Below are 19,041 nucleotides of genomic sequence, written 5' to 3' on the forward strand. Positions count from 1 at the left end.
ATGACGCCTGCTGTTCTCGCTCTTCAGAATGCCGCTTTATCGCTGGATGGCAATGCCGGGCGGGTCGATATTTTGCATGACATCACGTTGACCGTGAACAGGGGGGAAACGCTGGGGCTGATCGGGCCATCGGGGTCGGGAAAATCGTCGCTGTTGATGCTGATGGGTGGGTTGGAACAGGCAACAAGTGGTCAAATCTTGGCCTTGGATCAGAATTTGACAAGCATGGACGAGGACGCCCTGGCGCGGTTTCGGCGCGACAACATGGGCGTCGTGTTTCAGAATTTCCACCTGATCCCAACGATGACCGCGTTGGAGAACGTGGCGACACCGCTGGAACTGGCGGGGCACAAAGATGCGTTCGACCGTGCCGAGACTGAACTGAATGCCGTGGGGTTATCCCATCGTCGCGATCATTACCCGGCGCAGTTGTCGGGCGGCGAGCAGCAACGAGTTGCCCTGGCGCGTGCATCGGCACCACGCCCCAAGATCTTGCTGGCGGACGAACCAACCGGGAATCTGGACGAGACAAACGGTGCCGCGATTGTTGATTTGCTGTTCGGGCTTCGGCGCAAATATGATGCGACGCTGGTTCTTGTGACGCACAGCCGTTCACTGGCTGAACGATGTGACCGGGTGATCAGGCTGCGCGACGGCAGGATTGCCGAAATGACCCGGCAGGAGGCCGCAGAATGAGCCTTCGGCTGGCCGCGCGGCTGGCCCGTCGAGAGCTGCGCGGGGGCCTGCGCGGCTTTCGCATCTTTCTGGCCTGTCTGGCCTTGGGCGTCGCAGCCATCGCAGCCGTCGGATCGGTGAGTCAGGCGATTCAGACCGGGCTGACCCGTGAAGGCGCATCCCTGCTGGGCGGCGATGCCGAGCTTGAGTTCACCTATCGTTTTGCTACTGAGGCCGAGCGCCTCTGGATGCAGCAGTCATCCGAACAGGTGTCAGAAATTGTCGATTTCCGCTCGATGGCGGTTGTGCCCCGCGACGCCGGGCCGGAACGTGCGCTGACCCAGGTCAAATCCGTCGATAAGGCTTACCCGCTCATCGGATCGGTCAAACTGGAGCCGGGCATCACGCTGGACGACGCCCTGAATGGCAGGTCCGGATTACCCGGTGCCATTATGGAACCCGTTCTGATAGACCGGCTTGGTTTGTCGGTCGGTGATCACTTCGCGCTTGGCACGCAAGAGTTCATTCTGATGGCCGCACTTCGGAATGAACCCGACAGCGCCGCGGCTGGTTTTGCCTTGGGGCCACGTACAATGGTGCGTACCGAAGCGTTGCAGGCATCTGGCCTGCTGGAGCCCGGAACGCTTTTTTCGACCAGGTACCGGCTGACCTTGCCCCAAGACGCGAACCTGTCGGAGGTGTCCGCAAGAGCCAGCGCGGCGCTTGAAGGCTCGGGGATGCGCTGGAGCGATGCGCGCAACGGCGCGCCGGGCATATCGGAATTCGTCAACCGCCTGAGTGCCTTTCTGGTCCTTGTCGGATTGTCGGGGCTTGCCGTCGGTGGCATCGGTGTGTCCGCCGCCGTGCGAGCCTATCTGAGTCAGAAAACGGAAACCATTGCGACATTGCGGACATTGGGGGCGGATCGCTCCACCATTTTTCAAACTTACATGATTCAGATCGGGGTGCTGTCCCTGACTGGCATTGTAATTGGGCTGGTACTGGGCGGGATGGCACCGCTTTTGCTGGCACCGCTGCTGGAATACCAGTTGCCCGTTCCAGCAGTGTTTTCTCTGTATCCGCAACCGCTGATAGAGGCTGCGCTTTATGGCCTGCTGACAGCATTTCTTTTCACGCTCTGGCCGCTGGCCAGAACCGAAGATGTGCGCGCCGCAACCCTGTTTCGCGATGCGCTGAGTGCGGCTCGTCCCATCCCACGCGCAATTTACGTCGTGGCAAGCGGGATTGGATTGGCGTCCCTGATCGCGATTGCGTCCTGGTTCAGCGGCTCAACGCGCCTAACCCTGTGGACCAGCGGCGGACTTGCGGGCGCACTGATCCTGCTGGCGCTCGCAGCCCATGCCATTCGCAAACTGGCACGGGCTGGGACACCTTTGGCGCGGGGCCGCCCTGCCCTGCGATGGGCTTTGTCCGCCATCTCTGATCCGCGTGAGGGTGCGGGGTCAGTGGTTTTGTCACTTGGTCTAGGTTTGTCAGTGCTAGCGGCGGTTGGGCAGATCGACGGCACGCTGCGCAACGCGATCTCCGGCAATCTGCCGGATGTCGCGCCCTCATACTTCTTTGTCGATATTCAAAAAGACCAGATGCCCGGTTTTACCGAACGGCTGCAAACCGATCCTGCTGTCAGCCGCATTGAAAGCGCACCAATGCTGCGGGGCATCATCACCCAGATAAACGGTCGCCCTGCGCGCGAGGTGGCCGGAGATCATTGGGTTCTGGAGGGAGATCGCGGCGTCACCTATTCAGCCCGCCCCCCGGCAAATGCACGGGTGACAGCGGGGGAGTGGTGGGCAGAGGATTATTCTGGCGCACCACAGATCAGCTTTGCAGCCGAAGAAGCCGAAGAGATGGGTCTGAAACTGGGCGATCAGGTAACTGTCAACATCCTGGGACGGGATATCACCGCAGAGCTGACCTCAACCCGAGAGGTGGATTTTTCAACAGCGGGTATGGGTTTTGTCATGTCGATGAACCCGTCGGCACTGGCGGGTGCGCCACACAGCTTTATTGCGACGGTATATGCAGAAGAACAGGCCGAGGCCGCCATTCTGCGAGATCTTGCAGGCCAGTTCCCGAACATCACGGCCATTCGTGTGCGCGACGCAATTGACCGTGTTTCGGGCCTTTTGGCAGGGATCGCCGCCGCAACCTCGTATGGCGCGGGCGTGTCTTTGTTGACAGGATTCCTGGTGCTGATCGGGGCGGCAGCCGCCGGCGAACCCGCCCGCAGATACGAGGCGGCAATCCTCAAGACGCTGGGGGCTGACCGTGGCCGCATCCTGCGCAGTTTTGGACTACGCTCGGTCCTGCTGGGCGCCGCAGCGGGCTGCGTCGCCTTGCTGGTCGGCATCCTGGGCGGATGGGCTGTGGCCACCCATATCTTCGACACAGGTTTTACCGTGATCTGGTCTTCGGCCTTTGGCATCGTTCTGGCCGGTGTCGGCGTCACGCTCTGCGCAGGTTTCGCATTCGCGCTGCGCCCTCTCTCTGCCCGGCCAGCCCGAATTTTGCGGGCCAGCGACTAAGGTCAGCGTACGCAGGCCACGGGCTGCAACAGCTTCAGCAACGGGTCGTTGTCACAAACCAGCGCATCCAACGACACTTCGTCCAGAGATGCATAGAAAACTTCCGCCGCATCCTGCAATGCCAGCCGCAGCCTACAGGCATCGGTCAAAGGACAGGTGTTGTCCGCATCCGCAAAACACTCGGCGATGGGCAAGGCCCCTTCGACGTGCCTGAACACCGCGCCGATCCGGATTTGGCTTGCCGGACGCGCCAACGACATACCGCCGTTGCGGCCGCGCTGAGTGCTCAGGTAATTCAACTGGCTTAACTGGTTGATCACCTGAGCCAGATGGTTTTCCGAGATGTTGCAGACTTCGGCGATCTCGGCTTTGGTGACCAGCCGGTCCGGGTGTGCGGCGCAATACATCAACAGGCGCACAGCGATATTCGTCCGTTTGGTAATCCGCATGAAGGCCTCCCTGAATAAAAGATGAAGCCTTATTGCATGTCGCGGAAAAAAGCGGTTTGACATACATCAATCGACCCAAAGGACACCTCTCGCATGGCCGACCCCTATTTCTTTGGTTATGGAAGCCTTGTGAACCTCGCCACACATGATTTTCCCGACCCCCGCCCAGCAAAACTGAAGGGGTGGAAACGCGCATGGCGACACACTGATCTGCGCCCGGTCGCGTTCCTGACAGCTGTCCCGGACCCCGAGTCTGAGATCGAAGGCATGATCGCACATGTCCCCAAGAACGACTGGGCTGCGCTGGATGAACGGGAATGGGCCTATGACCGAATTCCGGCAACCCGGTCGGTTTCACATCCGCTGAAACATGAAGTTGAAATAGCTGTCTACGCCGTCCCGCAGGATCGGCACAACGAGCCCAGCAACCGCCATCCCTTGCTGCTCAGCTATATCGACGTTGTTGTTCAGGGTTATTTGCGGGCGTTTGGAGAAGACGGGGCAGACCGGTTCTTTGCAACAACCAGCGGATGGGATGCCCCGATCCTGAATGACCGGGCCGAGCCACGTTACCCGCGACATCAACAACTCAAACCTGTCGAGCGTGATTTTGTCGATGACCGCCTGACCGGTTTGTCGGTTCGGATTGAGCAGCCGGCATAAAAAGGGTCGCGCCTAGGTACGACCCTTTTTGCTGGAATAGTAGCGGTTTACCCGCGCGCGCGGATCACCTGCAGCAACGGCAGCAACGCAGCCATTTCCGGGCCACGCTCTGCACCGGTCAACGCCTTGCGCAGCGGCATGAACAGACCTTTCCCCTTGCGGCCTGTTGCCTCTTTCACGGCATTGGTCCAGGCCCCCCAGGTGTCGCCATCAAACGGGCCTTCGGGCAGCAGCGACATGGCTTCAGCGATGAATTCGCGATCTTCATCCGCAACCAACGGCTCGGCACCATCACGGCACAGATCCCACCACCCTTTGAGGTCGGCCAAAGTGGTGATGTTTTCCCGCGCCATGGCCCAGAACGGTTCAGCCAGTTCGGCTGGTACCCCGGCATCCGCGACAGCATCGGCCACATTCGCCAGCGGCAGCGATTGCAGGTATTTGGCGGTCAGCGGGAACAGGTCCTGCACGTCGAACTTGGTCGGCGCGGCACCAAACCGGCTCACGTCAAAGCCGTCGATCAACTCGGCCATATCCGAGCGCAGCTCGACCGGATCGGACGAACCCAGACGCGCCATCAGGCTCAGCAGTGCCATCGGCTGCACACCCTGTTCACGCAGATCGCGCAGGGCCAGCGTACCCAGGCGTTTCGACAGTGCTTCGCCCTGCGGGCCGGTCAGCAGCGAGTGATGCGCAAAGCGCGGGCAATCCCCACCCAGTGCCTTGATGATCTGAATCTGGGTCGCAGTGTTGGTCACGTGGTCCGAGCCGCGCACGACATCTGTCACGCCCATTTCGGTGTCATCCACCACCGACGCAATCGTATAAAGTACCTGTCCATCACCACGGATCAGCACCGGATCAGAGACCGAGGCCGCATCGATCGAAATGTCGCCCAGAATTCCGTCGGTCCACTCGATCCGTTCGTGATCCAGCTTGAAACGCCAGACACCGTTGCCACGTTCGGCGCGCAGGGCATCCTTCTCGGCATCCGACAGGTTCAGCGCGGCGCGGTCATAAACCGGCGGCTTGCCCATGTTCAGCTGTTTCTTGCGCTTCAGGTCCAGCTCGGTCGGCGTCTCAAACGCTTCATAGAACCGCCCCATCGCGCGCAACTTGTCAGCCGCTTCGGCGTAGCGGTCCAAACGGTCGGATTGACGCTCGACACGATCCCAGTGCAAACCCAGCCAATCAAGATCCTGTTTGATGGCATCGACATATTCCTCTTTCGAGCGTTCGGGGTCGGTGTCATCGATGCGCAGGATGAACGTACCACCCGCCTTGCGGGCGATCAGATAGTTCATCAGGGCGGTGCGCAGGTTGCCCACATGGATGTAACCGGTGGGCGACGGGGCGAAACGGGTGGTTGTCATGGGTGTCTCCTGTTGGCGCGGCTCTTGTCACATGGGCGCGTTTTTGTCCAGCCGCCGCTTGATCCCTCAGGTGATTCAACGCGGTTCCACGGGCCATATCCTGCCAAGGTCGTCCAACCCGGCGCGGATGAGTTCCGACAGAACCTGCATGTCGATATCCGCCAGCTTGTTCACATACAGGCAGGACTTGCCCAACTTGTGCTTACCCAACCGGGCCAGAATGCCGCCAAAATCCGCGTAACCCGGCATGATATAAATCACCAGCGCCGACTTGCGCGGGGAAAATCCGGTTGCCAGAAAATCGCCCTCTCGGCCCGAGGCGTAGCGATAGTGATAACGGCCATACCCTATCATCGACGGCCCCCACATGACCGGATCAAATCCGGTGGTAGCCCGAAACAGGTCGTCCAGAGCGCGCGTCTCTTCGGCCCGACGTTCTGATTGGACCGAATTAAGGAAGTCTTCTACACTTTGATCCGTTGGAACGGTTTTGTTCTGCGATCGCGACATGAACAAAAATTAACACGTATTGTTCATCCATGCACCCTGCGTGGATGTCGTAACATCTGGTCAGAATCTCACACCGTTCTAGTTTTTCTAAAGGTGTTCTGACAGGGAGAACGATAATGACGATCAAACTTACTCGCCGTGCCGCCTTGGGAACCGCTGCCGCCTTGCCGTTTGCCACGGCAGCAGCGCCGGTTTTGGCCGCAGGCTCTGACGCCAAGGCCAACTCGACCATCGCCAAGTCATTCCATGTCGGCGACTTTACCGTCACGACCTTGCTGGATGGCAGCCTGCCCCGCGATGGCGCCCAGGATATCTTTGGCGGCGGAGCGTCAGATGAAGACTTCGCAAAGGTTTCGGCCGAGAACTTTATTCCCGCCGACACCGCCCAATTCTTCTTTACCCCCTCACTGGTCAACACCGGATCGGAACTGGTATTGTTCGACACCGGTCTTGGGCAGGGCGGCATTCAGGCCGCTTTGGCCGATGCAGGTGTCAGCCCGGATCAGATCGACGTTGTCGTACTGACCCACATGCATCCCGACCATATTGGCGGCATGACAACGGATGGCGCACCGACCTTTGCCAACGCACGCTATGTGACTTCGGCAACGGAATACGATTTCTGGTCCGCGCAGGAGGCCGGAAACAATGTCGGTGATCTTGTGGCCGCAAAAGTCACACCGATGGCCGAGAAGATGAGCTTTGTCGGTGATGGAGAGCAAGTGGCGTCAGGCATAACTGCGGTTGCGGCCCACGGCCATACCCCGGGTCATACGGTTTATCATCTGGAGAGCAACGGACAGCGCCTTCTGCTGACAGCGGACTTGGCCAACCATTACGTGTGGTCCTTTGCCCATCCGGAATGGGAGGTTCGGTTTGACATGGACAAGGCCGCCGCAACCGCCGCGCGCCGAAACGTTCTTGGCATGCTGGCAGCCGACAAGGTGCCGATGGTCGGCTATCACATGCCCTTCCCTGCCGCGGGCTTTGTCGAGACACGGGGCGAGGGCTTCCGCTTTGTTCCGGTCAGCTATCAGATGATGGGCTAAGCCCCTAGTAACCCGGATCCGGTCGCACTTTTGAGCCGTCAGTGAACCGAGACAGACGGAACGCGGTCGGATCCACACAAGGGGTTGAATCAGTGACAAGGTCAGCCGTCAGGCGGCCGGCGCCGGGCCCGATGCCAAAGCCGTGGCCGGAAAAGCCGGTGGCGATATACATACCCGGCATGTCATCCACGCCCGAGATTACGGGAATGGCGTCGGGGGTAACATCAATCATACCCGCCCAACTTTGGACGATTTCACTGTCCTGCAAGGCAGGAAATCCTTTTCGTGCACTGGCCCAGGCTTGTCGCAAAAACTTCTGCGAAGGTTCAGGATCCAAAACCCGGCACAGCTCGAACGGGGTTACGTCGGTCGGCAACCATTTTCTGTTCTGACGGGCCTCGATAGCCCACTGTTTTGACCAGCGAAAACGAAGGGATTTCCATTCCTGCGCAAAGGCAAAACGAAACTGCAACCCCAGCCGGAAACTGTCTGGCACGATATCAACCGTGTTTTGATGTCCCGACGCGATGGTGTGCCCGCCATCTGCGCGCTTTCGGATCGCAAAATCATCCGACCATAGCGCAGTTTCGGGCCCATCTTTCACCGGAGAGGTCCGCAGAACTGTGTTCAGAACCTTAAGCTGCGGCAGGTTGATACCTGCATTGCCCGCAAACAGACGCGACCACGCACCCCCCGCCAAAACCACGCGCCCGCAGGCGACCTTGCCGCGTTCGGTGAATACACCAGCAATACGCCCATCCTGAATGTCCACACTTCGCACAGCGCAGCCTGTCATGATCACAGCACCTAGACGACGTGCGGCTTCGGCGATGGCCGGGGCGGCCCATTGCGGTTCAGCCCGCCCGTCCTGCGGCATGTACAGAGCAGATGCCAGGCCGGTTTCGTGCCCGTGCAACAACTCTGCCAACTCGCGTCCCGACACCATTTTTGCCCCGGTCTGTAATCCTTCTACATGGCGCATCCAACGCTTCAGATTGACTTCGCCCCGCTTGCCGGACGCGCCAAAAAGAATGCCGGATTGCGTATATCCGGTATTGCCATCCAGGCGGGCATCAAGGGTCGGCCATATCCGCAACGCCTCTTGCATCAGGGGAATTTCGCGGGGGTCTCGCATACCCAAACGCACCCACCCCCAATTGCGCGAGCTTTGTTCAGCCGCAATCTGTCCCTTTTCGCACAAAAGGACGGAAGCGCCGCGCTCTGCCAGTTCCAGCGCTGTTGAAACGCCGATTATGCCGCCGCCAACAACGACAACATCAACAGATTTGGGAAGGGCAAGATCGGATTCTACGGGGTTCGGTTTTGGTGCCGTCATAAATACGCATTACTCTGTCGCCTGAACCCGTATGGGGACCAAGGTCTAGAAGTTTGGCAACACGAATTGTCGCAATGTTGGCACTATTTATGACGCCTGTGGCCCAGACGCCAACGGCATCGAAGATCCTCAGCACATCACGCTGCGCCGGACAGTTCCGCCCATTTCTGACGCAGCTTCGCGGTCAACCCGGTGTCTTTTTGCACGGTCTGCGCGGTTACGTCCTTCTGCGGCAACAAGCTTGGAAACTCAGCCCGAAGCGACGCCGCTGCCTGTTCGTCGGACAGCCGCTGTTCATTCAGGACACCGGCAATCGCCGCTTCCAGCTTTTCCTCATCCAACTCCTGCGGCGGAGATTCCATCGTCCGCCGTTTCAAAAGAGCATGATGCGATCTCTGATATTCGCTATACATGTCAAAACCAAACCATTTACTCAGACATCCAACCCCGGATGCGTCACTCATTATCAAAATCAGCTTGCGACTTTGAGAATTGCGCCGCATCCGCCCCACATGGGGCAATTTTCAAGCCAAAATGTGGCAGAAACTTGGCGCAACAGCAAGTCAGAGGCCGGTTTTAGCGCCCCTGGCGGATCAAAGAAGAAAAATATGAAAACAATAGGCGCGCTGAGCCTCTCACAGTTTCCAATTCAGCGCGCGAATTGCGGCAATCAGCGGCGATCGCGCCAGCGATTCACAATCGGATACCGCCGGTCCAGCCAGAACGCGCGGTTGCTCAGGCGCGTACCGGGGGCGGACTGGAACCGTTTATACTCGCTGATATAGACCAGATGTTCGACCCTCTGAGCATCTGCTTCGTTGTACCCGGCGGCGACGCAATCCGCGATCGATCCGTCCTGATCAACCAGGATCTCAAGTATTCCGTCCAGCACCGGGTAATCCGGCAGGCTGTCGCTGTCTTTCTGATCTTCGCGCAGTTCCGCACTGGGCGGTTTGTCGATGACAGAGGGACGGATCACTTCGCCTGCAGGGCCCATCATCCAGTTGCGGTGATTGGCATTGCGCCAGCGACAGGTTTCGAACACACGGGTCTTGTACAGATCCTTGATCGGATTATAGCCGCCGTTCATGTCGCCATAGATCGTAGCATAGCCCACGGCGACCTCGGATTTGTTGCCGGTGGTCAACAGCATTTCGCCAAACTTGTTCGAGATCGCCATCAACAGCAACCCGCGCAGGCGGGATTGAATGTTTTCTTCGGTCAACCCTTCATCCAGCCCTGCAAACAACGGGGCCAAAGTACTGGTGACGGCTGCGCGGCTGTCCGAGATCGGCACGTAGTCATAATGCACGCTCAGCGCTTTGGCGACCGCCTCGGCATCGTCAAGCGAGGCCTGACTGGTGTATTCCGACGGGAGCATCACGCAGCGGACATTTTCGGCCCCGATGGCATCGACTGCAATGGTCGCGACCAGCGCGGAATCAACCCCGCCGGACAAGCCCAGCAGCGCCTTTTTGAAACCGGTTTTCCCCATGTAGTCGCGAAGAGACTGCACCATCGCGCGGTAATCCTGCTCCCACTCATCCGGTTGGGACACGATTTCACCTGATGCGATCCGCCAGCCGTCTTCGCCGCGCTCAAGGTCGACTTGAGAGAGTAGCTCGTCGAAAACAGGCATCCGGAACGCCAATTCCCCGCCCGGGTTCAGGCCAAAGCTGGCACCGTCAAAGACCTGATCATCCTGCCCGCCAACCATATTCAGGTAAATCAGCGGCAGTCCCGTTTCGACCACGCGCGCGACCATATGGTTCAGTCGCACATCGTATTTATCCCGGAAATAGGGCGACCCGTTGGGGATCAACAAAAACTCGGCCCCGGTTTCCTCCAGCGTTTCTGCCACGTCCGGGTGCCAGCTGTCTTCGCAGATCGGGCTGCCAATCCGGAAATTCCCTACCGAATACGGCCCACCCAGAGGTCCCGCATCGTAAAGGCGCACTTCGTCGAACACCGTCTCGTTCGGCAGGTGGTGCTTCAGAACCTTGCTGGTGATCCGGCCACCCTTCAGGATCAGGTAGGCGTTGTACAGCTTTCCATCATCGACCCAGGGACCACCTACGGAAATTGCAGGACCTTCGGCGCATTTTGCAGCCAGCGCTTCAACCGCAGACATGGCTGCGCGGTGGAATACCGGTTTGAGAACCAGATCCTGCGTGTTGTAGCCGGTGATGAACATCTCGGGGAAAGCCACCAGATCCGCGCCCGCTGCCTTGCCTTGTTCCCATGTCGCAAAGGCCTTTGCTGCGTTGCCTTCGATATCGCCAACGGTCGGGTTCAGTTGCGCCAGAGTGATGCGGAAACGGTCGGCCATGCTGCCCTCTTGCCTCGTAAGTCCTATTGCCATTTAGCAGATCACCGCGCGAGTAAAAGACCAATGCGGCAAAAGCCGTTGCTCTGCCTGCAACGGTACCTTAGTTTTGCGCAAGAGATATCACCAGCGACGACCGGGCAGACAGGACCAGAAATGAACGTGATCCGAAACTCAATTTTGGCAGCGGGGATGAGCCTGGCAGCTGCCACTGCTTTCGCGCAGGACGGGACTGTCATCGTCAAGGATGATGAAGTTGGCGGTGTCTATGAAGGCACTTACGAGAACGGGTTGCGGCACGGGACAGGAACGTATCGGCTGCCGAATGGGTTTGAATACACGGGGCAGTGGGTAGAAGGCGAAATTCAGGGTCAGGGTACGACACGCTACCCCGACGGGTCAGTCTACGAAGGCATGTTCGCCAAGGGTCAGCCCGAAGGGCGCGGCAAGATCATCTATGCCAATGGCAGCAGCTACGAGGGCGATTGGTCCAAAGGGTCAATCAACGGCACCGGCATCGCTGAATTCGCGAACGGCACGCGCTATGAGGGTGAGTTCAGGAACGCTCAGCGACATGGCAAAGGCGTGCTGAGTTTTCCCGACGGATATATCTATGATGGCGACTGGGTCGACGGTGAGCGGCAGGGCAAGGCCAGGATCACCTATACGGATGGCAGCGTTTACGACGGCGACGTCAACGCAGGTTTGCGCGATGGAACCGGCACGCAGACGATGCCCGACGGAATGGTGTATTCAGGGGATTGGTCCGGCGACCAGATCACCGGGACGGGCAGCCTGACTTATTCCAATGGCGATATATACGAAGGCGAACTTCAAGAAGGGCGCCGCTACGGTAAGGGCAAAGTGACCCACGCGCAGGGGGATGTTTACGAAGGCGATTTTGTCGACGACCGTCGCCACGGCAAAGGAACGTTCACCGGAACAGACGGCTTTGTGTATACCGGCGACTGGAACGCCGGGCAGATTGAAGGCCTAGGCGAAGTGACCTATCCGGATGGCTCTGTCTATGTCGGCGATTTCGTTGCCGATCTGGCCGAAGGAAACGGCAGCATCACCTATCCGGACGGATCGACCTATGAAGGCGAATGGATCGCGGGTGTTATCGAGGGTCAAGGCACGGCCACGTATACCAATGGTATGATCTACAAAGGCCAATTCAAAAACGCGCAAAGCCACGGCAAAGGTGTGGTTACGCGCGCAGATGGCTCGGTATATGACGGCGACTGGGTTGAAGGTGTGCGTCAGGGCAAAGGCAAGGCGACCTATTCCGATGGCACGGTCTACATCGGTGATTTCCTGAACGGAAAACGGCATGGCAAAGGCGAAATCGTAACCCCCGCCGGGTTCAAATATTCGGGCGACTGGTCGGACGGAAAAATCAACGGCGTGGGTACCGCCACCTACTCGAACGGCGACGTGTATGAGGGCAGCTTTGTCGATAACAAACGGCAGGGCAGTGGGACGATGCGCTATGCCAACGGCCAGGAGGAAAGCGGTGTCTGGGAAAACGGCGTGTTGCCGGACCAGACCTCGGACCAGCAGAGTGACGCTGACACCCCTGCCCCGCAACCCGGCCCGGATGCAAATACTGAGGCAACCGGAAGCTCGGACGGGTGAGGGCTCACCACGGGACCGGCTTACCGGCCCAATCATAGAACCTACCGGTATCAGCCAGCGTTAACCCGCGTATCACGTTCAACAGGTTGTCGGCGGCTGCTTCAGGTTCGACGGCAGGATGACGACCCAGGTATTTGTTCGTGAACTCTGTTTTTACCGTGCCGGGGTGAAGGGCGACGCAAATTGCTTGTTTATGTGTTCGGGCCAATTCAATTGCGGCGGTATGGACGACCTGATTGACCGCTGCCTTAGCCGCACGGTAGCTGATCCAACCACCTGTCCGATTATCCCCGATTGATCCCACCCGCGCCGAAAGCACCGCGAATACAGATCGTCTATGTCGCGGCAACAGCTGATACGCGCGGCTTAGCACCAATGCCGGACCAACGGCATTCAACGCAAACTGATCCATCATGGCTTTGGCTGAAATCGCCCGAATGGTCTTTTCCGGCAAAGCGCCGTCTATCTCTAACGCGCCCGAAGCCACCAGAATCAGATCAAACTGGTCTGGCAGGCTTTCAAGCATCAGCATCGTCCTGTCCCGATCAGTCAGGTCAAAGCCGTCCTCCGACCGGGACAAACGCGTGACCGAAACGCCCTGCTCAACCAGCCGTCCGGTAACAGCTGCGCCAATTCCGCCAGAAGCACCAATTATCAATGCAGTTTCCATCCGTGACCAGCTAGCGGCGCTGTGCGAACAATCAAGGCTGTCAAAAAAGGGCAGTTGCCAGAAGTTCGCGTATTGCAAATTGGTTCTTTCCATTCCCGGCGGGCTCTGTATAACCTCTATCCCATGATCAACCGCGCAGATATCCCTTGTGTCGACACCGCCCTTCGCGGTGCGTCGCTGCGTGGCCTACTGATCCTAATCCGCCTCTGAGCGTGCCATCCGGCGCGCCCGCTCAGAGGAGGACGCCAGCGCGCCATAGGCTTTAGGACAGAAGAAGAAAGAGAACCCCATGACCAACGTGACCGACCAAGACCGCGTCTTGATCTTCGATACCACTTTGCGCGACGGCGAGCAGAGCCCCGGCGCCACCATGACCCATGACGAAAAGCTCGAGATCGCCGAGTTGCTGGACGACATGGGCGTCGATATTATCGAGGCCGGCTTCCCCATCGCGTCGGAAGGCGATTTCAAGGCTGTGACCGAAATTGCACAACGGTCGAAAAACAGCCGCATCTGCGGTCTGGCCCGCGCGAATTTTGCCGATATCGACCGCTGCTGGGAGGCGGTAAAACACGCCGAGAAGAACCGCATTCACACGTTCATCGGCACTTCACCGCTGCACCGTGCCATCCCGAATCTGACGATGGACGAGATGGCCGACAAGATCCACGAAACGGTCAGCCATGCGCGCAACCTGTGCGAAAACGTGCAGTGGTCTCCGATGGACGCGACCCGAACCGAATGGGATTACCTGTGTCGTGTGATCGAGATCGCGATCAAGGCCGGGGCAACCACGATCAACATCCCGGATACGGTGGGCTATACCGCTCCGGTGGAAAGCGCGGACCTGATCAAGCGGCTGATCGAAACGGTGCCGGGGGCGGATGGCGTGATCTTTGCCACCCATTGCCACAACGACCTTGGCATGGCGACCGCGAACTCGCTGGCCGCTGTCGCAGGCGGTGCGCGCCAGATTGAATGCACCATCAACGGTCTGGGCGAACGCGCAGGCAACACGGCGCTGGAAGAAGTGGTCATGGCACTGCGCACGCGCAACGATATCATGCCGTGGCACACTGGCATCGACACCACCAAGATCATGCACATCTCGCGTCGGGTCGCGACGGTCTCGGGCTTTCCGGTGCAGTTCAACAAGGCAATTGTCGGCAAGAACGCTTTTGCCCATGAAAGTGGCATCCATCAGGACGGGATGCTGAAAAACCGCGAAAACTTTGAAATCATGCGTCCTGAGGACATTGGTCTGTCGGGAACATCCTTGCCGCTTGGCAAACATTCGGGCCGCGCAGCCTTGCGCGACAAGCTCGAAACGCTGGGGTTTGAGGTTGGTGACAACCAACTCAAGGATATCTTCGTCCGGTTCAAGGATCTGGCGGATCGCAAGAAAGAGGTGTTCGACGACGATCTCATTGCGCTGATGACGCTGGACGAGGCTGACGACCACCTGCAACTGGTTTCGATGAAGGTGACTTGCGGCACGGGTGGTCAGGCGGAATCGACGGTCGAGCTGGAAGTTGAAGGCGTGGACAAAATCGCCACCGAACATGGCGACGGCCCGGTGGATGCAACCTTTAAGGCGATTCGTGCGATTTATCCCAACACGGCGCGTCTTCAGCTTTATCAGGTACATGCCGTAACCGAGGGCACGGACGCGCAGGCAACGGTTTCCGTGCGCCTGGAAGAGGATGGCATGATCGCAACAGGCCAGTCGGCAAACACCGATACCGTCGTGGCGTCAGCTAAGGCTTATATCCACGCTCTCAACCGCCTGATCGTGCGCCGTGAAAAGGCTGGACCGGGCGCAGATGCGCGCGAGATCAGCTATAAAGACCTGACCTGATCGACGAAGCTCCAGAAAACGGCCCGAACTTCCGGGCCGTTTTTTACCTCAGGACAATCCGGCCTTAGCCAGCCCCTGGATAAGATGCTGCAAATCCTCTTCGCGTCCGTAATGAAGGTTCGCGACAAGGTCCTGAACAGTCAAATCCGGCTGTGACACATGGATTTCCTTGACATGTTGGCGGGCTTTGGCCTCGTTGCCCAGCCAACTGTGACACGCCGCAACATAGGCGTGCTGAACCACATCCAATGCCGGCAAGCGCGAAAAGTCCTCGATCGCAGCTTCATATTGCTTTGCGCCGAAATGGGCTTTGCCCAAATGGCTCCAGAACCGGGCCGGATGATGGGGGTTCAGACGCATCGCTTTTTCGATCCACTCGGCGCCTTCCTCGGGCCGACCAGACCAGGTCAGCAACTCTCCCATCTGTACCACGACCAAATCGTAGTTTGGATTCAAAGACAGCGCGCGTTCCTGATGGTAGCGGGCGCGCCCAAGGTCATTTTGCAAAATTTCCACCGCCGCCATCAGTCTGTGTACGTCGGCATCGTTATCGTCCAGTGACGCCGCCTTCTTGGCCGAATCCAACGCCAGCATCTTCATCGCCTCGCCGTCCTCGGCCCAGCCGTACCCCCAGGCCTGACCGCGAATGCAACCGCGCCAGGCATGGGCATGAGCATATTCCGGGTCCAGTTCGATGGCCCGCTCGATCAGTTTCATCGCTTCGGCATTGTCCTCACGTGTGCTGCGGTGGTGCAGAACCTTTGCGGCCAGAACGCATTCATACGCCGCGAAATTTGAAGGGGTCTTTCGCTTTAACTCTTCCTGTTGCGATGCTTCGATGCGGCCCGGCAGTGTCGCCACAACTGCCGAAGTGACCTCGTCCTGGATGGTAAAGATATCATCCAGGTCACGGTCGTATTTCTCGGCCCAGATATGGGCGTCGTTCTGACTGTCGATCAACTGTACCGTGACGCGCAGGCGATTTCCGGCTTTGCGCACACTGCCTTCGACGATGTATTGCGCGCCCAGAGTCTCGCCGACTTGGCGAAGGTTCACGGCCTGCCCCTTGTAGACGAAACTGGAATTGCGCGAAATCACGAACAACTCGTGCCGACGGCTGAGTTCGGTTAACAGGTCTTCAGTCAAACCGTCGACGAAGAACTCCTGTTCGGGATCGCCGCTCATGTTCTCGAACGGCAGAACCGCAATTGTCGGTTTGACGACTCTGGTTGAGCCGTCCTCTTTGGAATTTTCACCAGCCGCCGCAGCGGGCGCGTCCAGTTCAACGCGGAAGGCATGAACCGGCTGGGAAATATTCTTGAGCGAAATCTCCCCCAGATCCTGAAAGCGAAGATCCAGCCGACTGGTCACCTGGTTGTGCACCGCGCCGGAAATCAACACGTCACCAGGAGAGGCAGACTGTTCCAGACGCGCGGCCACATTGACCCCACTGCCGAAAATATCCCCGTCTTCAAAGATGATTTCATCCAGATTGATGCCGATCCGAAATTGGATGCGCTGATCCTTAGGCACATCTGCATTTCTGCGAAACATCCGGTTCTGGACTTCGACGGCACAAGCCACGGCATCGCAGGCGCTGGTGAACTCGACCAACATCCCATCGCCGGTTGTCTTGATAACAGTGCCTCGGTTTTTTTCGATCGACGGGTCGATTAATTCGATCCTATGAGTGCGCAAACGGGCCAAGGTGCCTTGTTCATCCGCTTCCATCAGGCGGCTGTAACCCACCATGTCTGCTGCCAGAACTGCTGCGAGTCTGCGATTCATTGCGATCCCCCCAGCGCCAAGTCTAGTGCCGCATGCCCTGACCGAACAAGAATTTTAATCGGTACATGCAAGGCGTGTATCGGCGAGGTGGCGTGCGCCTTCAACATGTCGTCTGGTGTCAGCCGAGACCGGAAAACAGCGCATCCAGTTTTTGCGTTTCTTCGGCAAACCCGAATGGCGCATTCACAAAGAACATCCCGGACCCCACCATCCGATGCCCCGCGCGCGCGGCGGGAAAGCGGACCTCATGACGCACAGATTTCGGCATATTCTGAGCCTTCAAAGCAGCGACCATCCCGACGTGCCTCTCATCTGTCAGGATCGGGTACCAAAGGGCAATCACGCCCACATTCCACTTGCGGTGCAGCTTGGCGATAATGCCGGGCATGCGGTCGTAATCGGTTTTCACCTCGTAACTGGGGTCAATCAGCATCATGCCCCGGCGCGGAGTCGGAGGCAGCAAAGACTGTGCCAGATCGAACCCATCCTGCTGATAGACCTTCGCCCCAAACGGCGACATCGCCAACGACAGGGCCGCAAATTCCTGCGGGTGCAGTTCCGCGAGGTTCAAACTGTCCTGTTCCCGCAACATAGTCGCGGCAATCATCGGCGATCCCGGATAGGCCGTGTCGCCGTACCGGGCCTGTACCTGCTTCAGGACCCGCTCCATCGGGTGGTCGGACCCGAACCACCCTTCCCGCTGTGCGCGACCGATCCCTGCCGCTGCCTCTCCTGTCCGAATGGATTCGTCTGCATCCAACCGGTACAACCCGCGCCCGGAATGCGTCTCGATATAGCTGAGCGGCTTGTCTTTGCGTGTCAGATAATCCAGCACCCACGCCAGTAATGCGTGCTTTTGGACATCCGCCAGACTCCCGGCGTGGTAAATGTGTTGATAAGAGAGCATTTTGCCTTCTAAAGTCCCATTCAATAAGGTGGAAAGGTGCTGATTGTCGCGGAATCAGCCCTTTTACCGGGCGTGATGGCACCCTATAAGTCATCCGTCCCGGAACCGTCGAGTCGCGGGCAGTAGAAAACCGACATTACAGGATCAGGGAAAACATGGGGATCTTTGGCAATCTGGGCGGCCTGTTCACAGCGGACATGGCTATCGACCTTGGAACAGCAAACACGCTGGTTTACGTCAAGGGGCGCGGTGTCATCCTGTCTGAACCTTCGGTTGTGGCCTATCACGTCAAGGACGGTGTGAAGAAAGTTCTGGCCGTTGGCGAAGATGCAAAGCTGATGCTGGGTCGGACACCCGGTTCGATCGAGGCCATCCGTCCGATGCGAGAAGGTGTGATCGCCGATTTTGATACTGCCGAAGAAATGATCAAGCACTTCATCCGCAAGGTGCACAAGCGCTCGACTTTCTCGAAACCCAAGATCATTGTCTGCGTTCCCCATGGCGCAACCCCGGTCGAAAAGCGCGCAATTCGTCAGTCGGTCCTGTCAGCAGGTGCCCGTCGCGCGGGCCTGATTGCCGAACCGATTGCGGCCGCGATCGGGGCCGGCATGCCGATCACCGACCCGACCGGCAACATGGTTGTCGATATTGGCGGGGGCACCACCGAGGTTGCGGTTCTGTCGTTGGGCGACATTGTCTATGCCCGTTCGGTCCGTGTTGGTGGTGACCGGATGGACGAGGCCATCATTTCCTACCTGCGTCGCCAACAGAACCTTCTGGTGGGTGAATCCACGGCTGAGCGCATCAAGACAACCATCGGCACCGCCCGCATGCCCGACGACGGGCGCGGTCAGTCGATGCATATCCGGGGGCGTGACCTGTTGAACGGCGTGCCCAAGGAAATCGAGATCAGCCAGGCCCAGATAGCCGAAGCGTTGTCAGAGCCCGTGCAACAGATCTGCGAGGCGGTTATGACCGCACTTGAGACAACGCCCCCCGATCTGGCAGCTGACATTGTCGACCGTGGTGTGATGCTAACCGGTGGCGGCGCGCTGCTGGGCGATCTGGACCTGGCCCTGCGCGAACAGACAGGCCTGGCGGTATCCATTGCGGACGAAAGCCTGAATTGTGTGGCTTTGGGCACCGGCAAGGCACTGGAATATGAAAAACAGCTGCGCCACGCGATTGACTACGAAAGCTAAGGCGCGCACCCTCGGAAGATAGGGTTATATCGGCGCGAGCAGCACGGGAAG

General features: G+C 58.6%; 16 protein-coding genes. 7 read left to right on the forward strand and 9 right to left on the reverse strand.

Annotated features, from left to right (window positions below):
* Both ACR0BK_RS07115 and ACR0BK_RS07120 read left to right on the forward strand, forming a co-directional pair.
* Complete coding sequence (locus tag ACR0BK_RS07115) at positions 1-696, forward strand: ABC transporter ATP-binding protein (protein WP_480554174.1); 696 nt, start codon at positions 1-3, stop codon at positions 694-696.
* Positions 693-3,221 (forward strand): ABC transporter permease, encoded by a 2,529-nt coding sequence (locus ACR0BK_RS07120; RefSeq protein ID WP_480554175.1) that lies wholly within the window; start codon positions 693-695, stop codon positions 3,219-3,221. Before ACR0BK_RS07115 ends, ACR0BK_RS07120 begins: the two co-directional genes overlap by 4 nt.
* A 2-nt stretch (positions 3,222-3,223) precedes the next feature.
* Here the strand turns inward: ACR0BK_RS07120 and ACR0BK_RS07125 are convergent, their stop codons facing one another.
* Positions 3,224-3,670, reverse strand: a complete 447-nt coding sequence (locus tag ACR0BK_RS07125) for an RrF2 family transcriptional regulator (RefSeq protein WP_267366061.1) — start codon at positions 3,668-3,670, stop codon at positions 3,224-3,226.
* A 93-nt stretch (positions 3,671-3,763) separates the two neighbouring features.
* Between ACR0BK_RS07125 and ACR0BK_RS07130 the strand changes: the two genes are divergently transcribed.
* A complete protein-coding gene (locus ACR0BK_RS07130; protein WP_480554176.1) occupies positions 3,764-4,333 on the forward strand; it encodes a gamma-glutamylcyclotransferase family protein in 570 nt (189 codons plus the stop codon).
* Between the two features lie 47 nt (positions 4,334-4,380).
* Here ACR0BK_RS07130 and gltX read toward each other — a convergent pair whose 3' ends face one another.
* Both gltX and ACR0BK_RS07140 read right to left on the reverse strand, forming a co-directional pair.
* Positions 4,381-5,706 carry a glutamate--tRNA ligase gene (gltX, locus tag ACR0BK_RS07135; protein ID WP_480554177.1) on the reverse strand — a complete coding sequence of 442 codons (1,326 nt, stop codon included), beginning with the start codon at positions 5,704-5,706 and terminating at the stop codon, positions 4,381-4,383.
* A 75-nt stretch (positions 5,707-5,781) separates the two neighbouring features.
* Positions 5,782-6,216, reverse strand: a complete 435-nt coding sequence (locus tag ACR0BK_RS07140; RefSeq protein WP_480554178.1) for a DUF1801 domain-containing protein — start codon at positions 6,214-6,216, stop codon at positions 5,782-5,784.
* A gap of 116 nt (positions 6,217-6,332) precedes the next feature.
* Between ACR0BK_RS07140 and ACR0BK_RS07145 the strand changes: the two genes are divergently transcribed.
* Positions 6,333-7,265 carry an MBL fold metallo-hydrolase gene (locus ACR0BK_RS07145; RefSeq protein ID WP_480554179.1) on the forward strand — a complete coding sequence of 311 codons (933 nt, stop codon included), beginning with the start codon at positions 6,333-6,335 and terminating at the stop codon, positions 7,263-7,265.
* A gap of 4 nt (positions 7,266-7,269) precedes the next feature.
* On the opposite strand, the gene ACR0BK_RS07150 is transcribed toward ACR0BK_RS07145, so the two are convergent.
* The 3 genes from ACR0BK_RS07150 to ACR0BK_RS07160 form a co-directional block, all read right to left on the reverse strand.
* Positions 7,270-8,601, reverse strand: a complete 1,332-nt coding sequence (locus ACR0BK_RS07150) for an NAD(P)/FAD-dependent oxidoreductase (RefSeq protein ID WP_480554180.1) — start codon at positions 8,599-8,601, stop codon at positions 7,270-7,272.
* A gap of 137 nt (positions 8,602-8,738) precedes the next feature.
* Entirely contained in the window at positions 8,739-8,963 is a 225-nt protein-coding gene (locus tag ACR0BK_RS07155; RefSeq protein ID WP_245220582.1) for a hypothetical protein, read from the reverse strand.
* 308 nt (positions 8,964-9,271) lie between these two features.
* A complete protein-coding gene (locus tag ACR0BK_RS07160; RefSeq protein ID WP_480554181.1) occupies positions 9,272-10,930 on the reverse strand; it encodes an NAD+ synthase in 1,659 nt (552 codons plus the stop codon).
* A gap of 153 nt (positions 10,931-11,083) precedes the next feature.
* Between ACR0BK_RS07160 and ACR0BK_RS07165 the strand changes: the two genes are divergently transcribed.
* Positions 11,084-12,565, forward strand: coding sequence for an MORN repeat-containing protein (locus tag ACR0BK_RS07165; RefSeq protein WP_480554182.1), 1,482 nt, complete (start codon positions 11,084-11,086; stop codon positions 12,563-12,565).
* A 4-nt stretch (positions 12,566-12,569) separates the two neighbouring features.
* Here ACR0BK_RS07165 and ACR0BK_RS07170 read toward each other — a convergent pair whose 3' ends face one another.
* Entirely contained in the window at positions 12,570-13,235 is a 666-nt protein-coding gene (locus ACR0BK_RS07170) for an SDR family NAD(P)-dependent oxidoreductase (protein WP_480554183.1), read from the reverse strand.
* A 289-nt stretch (positions 13,236-13,524) separates the two neighbouring features.
* Between ACR0BK_RS07170 and ACR0BK_RS07175 the strand changes: the two genes are divergently transcribed.
* Complete coding sequence (locus tag ACR0BK_RS07175; RefSeq protein ID WP_480554184.1) at positions 13,525-15,093, forward strand: 2-isopropylmalate synthase; 1,569 nt, start codon at positions 13,525-13,527, stop codon at positions 15,091-15,093.
* Between the two features lie 48 nt (positions 15,094-15,141).
* Here the strand turns inward: ACR0BK_RS07175 and ACR0BK_RS07180 are convergent, their stop codons facing one another.
* Both ACR0BK_RS07180 and ACR0BK_RS07185 read right to left on the reverse strand, forming a co-directional pair.
* The gene (locus ACR0BK_RS07180; RefSeq protein ID WP_480475200.1) at positions 15,142-16,881 is read right to left on the reverse strand and encodes an adenylate/guanylate cyclase domain-containing protein; all 1,740 of its coding nucleotides are present in this window, start codon (positions 16,879-16,881) and stop codon (positions 15,142-15,144) included.
* Positions 16,882-16,999: 118 nt separating this feature from the next.
* The gene (locus tag ACR0BK_RS07185; RefSeq protein ID WP_480554185.1) at positions 17,000-17,788 is read right to left on the reverse strand and encodes a 23S rRNA (adenine(2030)-N(6))-methyltransferase RlmJ; all 789 of its coding nucleotides are present in this window, start codon (positions 17,786-17,788) and stop codon (positions 17,000-17,002) included.
* 155 nt (positions 17,789-17,943) lie between these two features.
* Here ACR0BK_RS07185 and ACR0BK_RS07190 point away from each other — a divergent pair, with 155 nt between their 5' ends.
* Complete coding sequence (locus ACR0BK_RS07190; protein WP_480475196.1) at positions 17,944-18,990, forward strand: rod shape-determining protein; 1,047 nt, start codon at positions 17,944-17,946, stop codon at positions 18,988-18,990.
* Positions 18,991-19,041: the final 51 nt, after the last annotated feature.

It is taken from the genome of Ruegeria sp. AF1, from assembly GCF_056542125.1.

What these genes read in the sequence shown, in the direction of transcription:
- ACR0BK_RS07175 (WP_480554184.1), top strand. Translation starts at nt 13,525, where the DNA reads ATGACCAACGTGACCGACCAAGACCGCGTCTTGATCTTCGATACCACT.
- ACR0BK_RS07150 (WP_480554180.1), bottom strand. Translation starts at nt 8,601, where the DNA reads ATGACGGCACCAAAACCGAACCCCGTAGAATCCGATCTTGCCCTTCCC.
- ACR0BK_RS07120 (WP_480554175.1), top strand. Translation starts at nt 693, where the DNA reads ATGAGCCTTCGGCTGGCCGCGCGGCTGGCCCGTCGAGAGCTGCGCGGG.
- ACR0BK_RS07160 (WP_480554181.1), bottom strand. Translation starts at nt 10,930, where the DNA reads ATGGCCGACCGTTTCCGCATCACTCTGGCGCAACTGAACCCGACCGTT.
- ACR0BK_RS07170 (WP_480554183.1), bottom strand. Translation starts at nt 13,235, where the DNA reads ATGGAAACTGCATTGATAATTGGTGCTTCTGGCGGAATTGGCGCAGCT.
- ACR0BK_RS07145 (WP_480554179.1), top strand. Translation starts at nt 6,333, where the DNA reads ATGACGATCAAACTTACTCGCCGTGCCGCCTTGGGAACCGCTGCCGCC.
- ACR0BK_RS07165 (WP_480554182.1), top strand. Translation starts at nt 11,084, where the DNA reads ATGAACGTGATCCGAAACTCAATTTTGGCAGCGGGGATGAGCCTGGCA.
- ACR0BK_RS07185 (WP_480554185.1), bottom strand. Translation starts at nt 17,788, where the DNA reads ATGCTCTCTTATCAACACATTTACCACGCCGGGAGTCTGGCGGATGTC.
- ACR0BK_RS07130 (WP_480554176.1), top strand. Translation starts at nt 3,764, where the DNA reads ATGGCCGACCCCTATTTCTTTGGTTATGGAAGCCTTGTGAACCTCGCC.
- gltX (WP_480554177.1), bottom strand. Translation starts at nt 5,706, where the DNA reads ATGACAACCACCCGTTTCGCCCCGTCGCCCACCGGTTACATCCATGTG.
- ACR0BK_RS07140 (WP_480554178.1), bottom strand. Translation starts at nt 6,216, where the DNA reads ATGTCGCGATCGCAGAACAAAACCGTTCCAACGGATCAAAGTGTAGAA.
- ACR0BK_RS07190 (WP_480475196.1), top strand. Translation starts at nt 17,944, where the DNA reads ATGGGGATCTTTGGCAATCTGGGCGGCCTGTTCACAGCGGACATGGCT.
- ACR0BK_RS07125 (WP_267366061.1), bottom strand. Translation starts at nt 3,670, where the DNA reads ATGCGGATTACCAAACGGACGAATATCGCTGTGCGCCTGTTGATGTAT.
- ACR0BK_RS07180 (WP_480475200.1), bottom strand. Translation starts at nt 16,881, where the DNA reads ATGAATCGCAGACTCGCAGCAGTTCTGGCAGCAGACATGGTGGGTTAC.
- ACR0BK_RS07115 (WP_480554174.1), top strand. Translation starts at nt 1, where the DNA reads ATGACGCCTGCTGTTCTCGCTCTTCAGAATGCCGCTTTATCGCTGGAT.
- ACR0BK_RS07155 (WP_245220582.1), bottom strand. Translation starts at nt 8,963, where the DNA reads ATGGAATCTCCGCCGCAGGAGTTGGATGAGGAAAAGCTGGAAGCGGCG.